We start from the raw sequence: 6,154 nt of genomic DNA, 5'->3' as shown, positions 1-6,154 counted from the left end.
AAGGGGCAAAACGCCCCGATCGGCGGGCAAAAAAATAGTTGCCCCTGCCGAAGTCAACTCAAATTGCATCATCTGAAAAATAGCCCAGACGTAGCACGCCTGGAGGTGAGTTATTCAGAGCATCCTTTGGGGTAGCAATTTTTCGTCATTCCGGCGAAGGCCGGAATCCATGACTTCCTCCCAAAGGCACTGGATCCCGGCCTTCGCCGGGATGACGAGTTCAGACATCACAAGACCGGAGCAATAAAATGGCCGGTTACGCCAAGAAAGACCGCCACCCCCATGACCGCACGCAAGCTCTTCGTCACCACCGCCCTGCCCTATGCCAACGGCCATTTCCACATCGGCCACATCATGGAATACATCCAGGCCGACACCTGGGTGCGGGCGCAGCGCATGCAGGGCAACGCGGTCAACTTCGTCGGCGCCGACGACGCGCACGGCGCGCCGATCATGATTGCCGCCGAGAAAGCCGGCAAGACGCCGCAGCAGTTCGTCGCCGACATCGCCGCGGGGCGCGCGCAGTACCTGGACGGCTTTCACATTGCGTTTGACAACTGGCACAGCACCGACGCGCCCGAGAACCACCAGCTGGCCCAACAGATCTACCTGGACCTGAAGGCCAACGGCCTGATCGAGACGCGCACCATCGAGCAGTTCTTCGACCCCGAGAAGAACATGTTTCTGCCCGACCGCTTCATCAAGGGCGAATGCCCGCGCTGCCACGCCAAGGACCAGTACGGCGACAACTGCGAGGTCTGCGGCGCGGTGTACGCACCCACCGAGCTGATCGAGCCGTACTCGGCGCTGTCGGGCGCCCGGCCCGAGCTCAAGACTTCCGAGCATTTCTTCTTCAAGCTGTCCGACCCGCGCTGCGTCGAATTCCTCAAGGAATGGACGCAGAACGGCCAGCACGTGCAGCCCGAGGTGGCCGCCAAGATCCGCGAATGGTTTGGCGTGCGCACCAATCCCGACGGCTCGACCAGCGAAGGCCTTGACGACTGGGACATCTCGCGCGACGCGCCCTACTTCGGCATCGAGATCCCGGGCGCGCCGGGCAAATACTTCTACGTCTGGCTGGACGCGCCCGTCGGCTACCTGGCGTCGCTCAAAAACCTGCTGGAGCGCCGCGGCGAGGACTACGACGCCTACATGGCCGACCCGGATCTTGAGCAATACCACTTCATCGGCAAGGACATCATCACCTTCCACACGCTGTTCTGGCCCGCCATGCTCAAGTTCAGCGGCCGCAAGACGCCCACCAAGATCTGCGTGCACGGTTTCATGACCGTCAACGACGGCGAGAAGATGAGCAAAAGCCGCGGCACCGGGCTCGACCCGCTCAAATACCTGGCCCTGTCGATGAACCCCGAATGGCTGCGCTACTACCTGGGCGCCAAGCTCAACGGCCGCAACGAAGACATCGACTTCAACCCCGACGACTTCATGGCCCGCGTCAACGCCGACCTGATCGGCAAGTACGTGAACATCGCAAGCCGCGCGGCCGGCTTCATCGCCAAGCGCTTTGGCGGCCAGCTGGGCGCGGTGAGCGACGACGGCCAGCAGCTGCTTGCAGCGTTGCGCACGCAGCAAAGCGCCATCGTCGCCGCCTACGAAGACCGCGACACCGCCCGCGCGGCGCGCGACATCATGCTGCTGTGCGACCGCGTCAATGCCTACGTGGACGCCAACAAGCCCTGGGAGCTGGCCAAGAAGGAAGACATGCAGGCGCGCCTGCACGACGTGTGCACCACCTGCATCGAGGCCTTCCGCCTGCTGACCATCTACCTCAAGCCCATGCTGCCGGCCGTCGCCGCGCAGGTCGAAGGCTTTCTGCACGTGCAGCCACTGGCCTTTGCCGACGCGCACAACCTGCTGGGCGCAGGCCACGCCATCGGCCAGTACCAGCACCTGATGCAGCGCGTGACGGTGGAGCAGCTCGACGCCCTGTTCGCCCTGCCCGAGCCAGAAAAAGTCACCCCGGGCGGAGAGGAAATCGCGCCCGAGATCAAGATCGACGACTTCGCCAGGATCGACCTGCGCATCGCCAAAATCGTCGAATGCAAGCCCGTCGAAGGCTCGACCAAGCTGCTGCAGCTCACCCTGGACGTGGGCGAAGGCCGCATGCGCAACGTGTTTTCCGGCATCGCCAGCATGTACCAGCCCGAGCAGTTGGTCGGCAAGCTCACCGTGCTGGTCGCCAACCTGGCGCCGCGCAAGATGAAATTCGGCGTCTCTGAGGGCATGGTGCTGGCCGCCAGCCACGCCGACGAAAAAGCCCACCCCGGCATCTACATGCTCGAACCCTTCCCCGGCGCCCAGCCGGGCATGCGCATTCACTGACCGGCGCCGCTGCCCCTACCCCTGCCCTCCCCCAGTGGGGGAGGGAAAAATCACCCCGCTGCGCGCCAGCGTTTCGCACTCCTTCCCCCTTTGGGGGAAGGTTGGGATGGGGGCGCCCTGCAACTGACGCAACACATACTCTCAGCGTCGCCGGCCCCCACCCCAGCCCTCCCCCAGCGGGGGAGGGAGAAACACCCCCTACAGGAAACATCTGACATGCCACCTGCCGCCCTCCCACGCCGCCGCCTGCTCACCGCCCTTGCCGCGCTGGCCTTGCTGCCCGCCTGCGGCAAGCGCACCCCCAAGGCGCAGGCGCTGCCCGACGGCGCCACCGTGCTGGCGCTGGGCGACTCGCTCACCCAGGGCGTGGGCGCCCGGCCCCATGAGGCCTGGCCCACGCTGCTGGCCGCGCAGACCGGCTGGGACGTGGTCAACGCCGGCGTGTCGGGCGACACCAGCGCCCAGGCGCTCGACCGCCTGCCCGAGTTGCTCGATGAGCACGCCCCGCAGCTCGTCATCGTCGGCATTGGCGGCAACGACTTCTTGCGCCAGGTGCCCGCTGCCACCACGCGCGACAACATCCAGCAAATCTGCCAGGCCTGCCACGACGGCGGCGCGCAGGTGCTGCTGCTGGCCGTGCCGCAGTTCTCGCTGCTGGCCGCCAGCACCGGCCGCCTGAGTGACCACCCGCTGTACGCCGAGCTGGCTCAAGAGATGCGCGTGCCGCTGTACGCCAAGGGCTGGTCCGAAGTGCTGTCCGACGCCCACCTGCGCTCCGACCAGGTACACGCCAACGCCCAGGGCTACGCCCGCTACGCCGACGGCCTGGCGCAGTGGCTGCGCGCCGAGGGTTGGGTGCAGGGGTAGAACGGCGCCGAGCCCCACCTGCCACCCCTGCAAAAATAGTTTTATTGCTCCGGCCTTGTGATGTTTGAACTCGTCATCCCGGCGAAGGCCGGGATCCAGTGCTTTTGGGAGGAAGTCATGGATTCCGGCCTTCGCCGGAATGACGAAAAATTGCTACTTCAAAGGGCCGAATCAATAGGCATGCGTGGGTCACCTGGGAGCGCCGGCGTCTCGCCGGCACCTCATCGCGGCGAAGGCGCCGCTCCTACCCTGGGGTGGGGCGTGCGTTGGGGATGTGTGGAGGCCCACTGGGAGTGCCGGCATCCTGCCGGCACCCATCGCGGCGAGGGCGCCGCTCCCACGAGGGACTTCGCTGCCCACGGACGCAGCCCTCGCATCAAGACTTCAGTGGGCCGGATCAACAAAAATGCAATGGCAGCACTGCGCTACCGTGGCGCATCGGTCAACACGTAGCTGGTACTGCGTCCGCCCCCATTGGCCTGGCGCAATACGCCACGCGCAAGCAAATCATTGATGTCACGCAGTGCCGTGTCGGCAGAACACTTGGCCATCGCGGCCCACTTGCTGCTGGTCAACTTCCCCTCCAGCCCATCGAGCAATTTGTTGAGTACCTTCACCTGTCTGGCATTGAATGGCAGCCCAGCCCAGTGCTGCCAAAACCGCCCTTTCGCCAGTACGACATCAAGCGTCTGTTGCGCTTGGTCAATAGCGCGGTGCAGCGCGCCCAGAAACCAGATCAGCCACTCGGTCACGTCCATCGAGCGCCGCTGCGTACGCTCCAGAATGTCGTAATACGCCTTGCGCTCACGCTGTATCTGCGCCGAAAGGCTGTAATAGCGCTGCCCACTGCCATCACCGCGCGCCAGTAAAAGATCGCCAATTGCCCGCGCAATGCGCCCATTGCCATCATCGAAGGGGTGCAAGGTGACAAACCACAAATGCCCCAGACCCGCCTTGATCAGCGACGGCTCGCCAGAGGTGCGGTTGATCCAGTCGAAAAAACAGTCGGTGTCGGCTCCCAAGCGATGACTCGGTGGCGCCTGAAAGTGCACCTTCTGACGCCCAACGGGGCCAGAGGCGACCTGCATCGGCCCCGTTGCATCGTCACGCCAGCTCCCCACGCGTATCCGGGCAAGCCCCGAATACCCTGTCGGGAACAGCGCGGCATGCCAGCCAAACAACCGTTCACGCGTCACCGGCGCATGACAATTGCCCGTCGCATCGAGCACCATTTCAACCACCCCCTCGACATGCCGATCCACGGGTGCCAGCGCCCCCACATCCACACCCAGCCGGCGCGCGATACTCGAGCGCACCGATTGCACGTCCAGATGCTCGCCTTCAATTTCACTGGTCTTGACCACATCCTGCGTCAACATGGCAAGACTGGCCTGATCGCGCAGCACCATGCCAACATCAGTCAACCGCCCCATCAACGCCCCCTGGGCATGGCTGGTCTCGGCAATTGCGCCCGTCAAAGCGCCCAGGTCAAAACGCCAATTCGGCCAGTCATCGGCCTGCCAGATATAGGTGCAATCTCCGCTAGACATGCGGAGATTATGCAGAAACCAGACGATTTACTGCACTCATTCACCGCATTTTTTGCGGCGAATAAATCCCTCAATCACCGCACGACGTGTCTTTGCCGCCGACAAGCGCCAGCGTTTCAGCCCACCTCGCCGCCATCGCCCGCCGCTCATCCCCACATTCACGCCACTCATCGTGCAAACTGTGGCAATCATTGATACGCGTCGTAACATCCAGCCATGTCACATCCGTCCGTCCACGCCCGCTGCACGCCCCCCTGCCTCGCACCCCGCCGGCGGCTGCGCGGCTTTACCGCCATCGAGCTGATGGTCACCATCTCCATCCTCGCCATCCTGGCCGCCATTGCCGCGCCCAGCTTCACCCCGCTGATGGAGCGCTGGCGCGTGCGCCAGGCGGCCGAGGCGCTGCAGTCCAGCATTTACTACGCGCGCTCCGAGGCCATCAAGCGCGGCGGCGGCGTATCGCTCGCGCCCAACGACGACTGGGGCCAGGGCTGGAAGATCATCTACACCCAGGCCGGCGACGAGACCGACCTGCAAGTGGACAGCACCCCCGCCAAGATCAGCATCGAGTTGGGTGGCACGACCGAAGAAAAGCTCTACGTCGACCGCTGGGGCATGGTCTCGGACACCAGCGGCGGCGCAGCCAAGGCCCTGAACTTTCTGGTCAAGCCCACCGGCAAGGACGACACCAGCGCCAGCGCCCTGCGCCTGTGCCTGGGGCTCGGCGGGCGCATCGCCCAAGCCAAGAGCGGAGGCAGCTGCCCCACCTGAAGGAGAAGCACCATGCGCGCCATCAGTACCTTTGCACAGCACCACGCGCACCCCGCCGTGGCTTTTGCCGGCGGCTTCACCGCTGTCGAGCTGATGGTGACCATTGCCATCCTGGCCATCCTGAGCGCGCTGGCAGCCCCCAGCTTTACCAACCTGTTTCACAGCTGGCGCGTGCGCCAGGCGGCCGACGCGCTGCAGCACAGCCTGCATCTGGCGCGGTCGGAGGCCATCAAGCGCGGCGGCAATGTCTTTCTGCAAAAACTGCCCAATACCACCGGCAGCTGCGCCAGCGCCACCGGCAACAAAGACTGGGGCTGCGGCTGGCAAATCTGCCACGACACCAACGCCAGCGGCAACTGCGACGCAACCGACGCCGTGCTGCACCACGTCGCCGCACCCGGCCCCGTGCTCATCACCCGCAGCGCCGTCGACAACCAGGCCGCCCGCATCAAATTCGACCGCTGGGGCAAGGTGGCCGGCGCCTGGCCCAGCTTTGGCATCCGGCCCCAAGGCCAGGCCGACACCCACCCTGCCGCCCGCCGCCTGTGCATGGGATCGGGCGGGCGCATCCGCATCACCCCCGACATTGCCTGCTGAGCCACGCCCTGCCCCCGCCAGCCCCA

At 65.0% G+C, this 6,154-nt stretch carries 5 protein-coding genes; 4 read left to right on the top strand and 1 reads right to left on the bottom strand.

What is annotated here, in order from left to right; translation table 11 throughout:
- The first annotated feature begins 282 nt into the window (after positions 1-282).
- Positions 283-2,343 carry a methionine--tRNA ligase gene (metG, locus tag ABD767_RS15770; protein WP_344869927.1) on the top strand — a complete coding sequence of 687 codons (2,061 nt, stop codon included), beginning with the start codon at positions 283-285 and terminating at the stop codon, positions 2,341-2,343.
- A 216-nt stretch (positions 2,344-2,559) separates the two neighbouring features.
- A complete protein-coding gene (locus ABD767_RS15765; RefSeq protein WP_344869926.1) occupies positions 2,560-3,210 on the top strand; it encodes a GDSL-type esterase/lipase family protein in 651 nt (216 codons plus the stop codon).
- A 425-nt stretch (positions 3,211-3,635) separates the two neighbouring features.
- Here the strand turns inward: ABD767_RS15765 and ABD767_RS15760 are convergent, their stop codons facing one another.
- Positions 3,636-4,760 (bottom strand): DUF4172 domain-containing protein, encoded by a 1,125-nt coding sequence (locus ABD767_RS15760; protein WP_103046011.1) that lies wholly within the window; start codon positions 4,758-4,760, stop codon positions 3,636-3,638.
- Between the two features lie 216 nt (positions 4,761-4,976).
- On the opposite strand from ABD767_RS15760, the gene ABD767_RS15755 reads away from it, so the two are divergent.
- Together ABD767_RS15755 and ABD767_RS15750 are read left to right on the top strand one after the other, a co-directional pair.
- Positions 4,977-5,531, top strand: coding sequence for a GspH/FimT family pseudopilin (locus ABD767_RS15755; protein ID WP_103046010.1), 555 nt, complete (start codon positions 4,977-4,979; stop codon positions 5,529-5,531).
- A 12-nt stretch (positions 5,532-5,543) separates the two neighbouring features.
- Positions 5,544-6,128, top strand: coding sequence for a GspH/FimT family pseudopilin (locus ABD767_RS15750; RefSeq protein WP_103046009.1), 585 nt, complete (start codon positions 5,544-5,546; stop codon positions 6,126-6,128).
- Positions 6,129-6,154 lie beyond the last annotated feature (26 nt).

The organism is Comamonas faecalis (assembly GCF_039538025.1).
Lineage (GTDB): Bacteria > Pseudomonadota > Gammaproteobacteria > Burkholderiales > Burkholderiaceae_C > Comamonas_C > Comamonas_C faecalis.
This window is presented reverse-complemented; position numbering and strand designations above follow the sequence as displayed.

Bases quoted from the DNA above. Each gene is read 5' to 3' on its own strand.
- ABD767_RS15760 (WP_103046011.1), bottom strand. From the start codon at position 4,760: ATGTCTAGCGGAGATTGCACCTATATCTGGCAGGCCGATGACTGGCCG.
- metG (WP_344869927.1), top strand. From the start codon at position 283: ATGACCGCACGCAAGCTCTTCGTCACCACCGCCCTGCCCTATGCCAAC.
- ABD767_RS15750 (WP_103046009.1), top strand. From the start codon at position 5,544: ATGCGCGCCATCAGTACCTTTGCACAGCACCACGCGCACCCCGCCGTG.
- ABD767_RS15755 (WP_103046010.1), top strand. From the start codon at position 4,977: ATGTCACATCCGTCCGTCCACGCCCGCTGCACGCCCCCCTGCCTCGCA.
- ABD767_RS15765 (WP_344869926.1), top strand. From the start codon at position 2,560: ATGCCACCTGCCGCCCTCCCACGCCGCCGCCTGCTCACCGCCCTTGCC.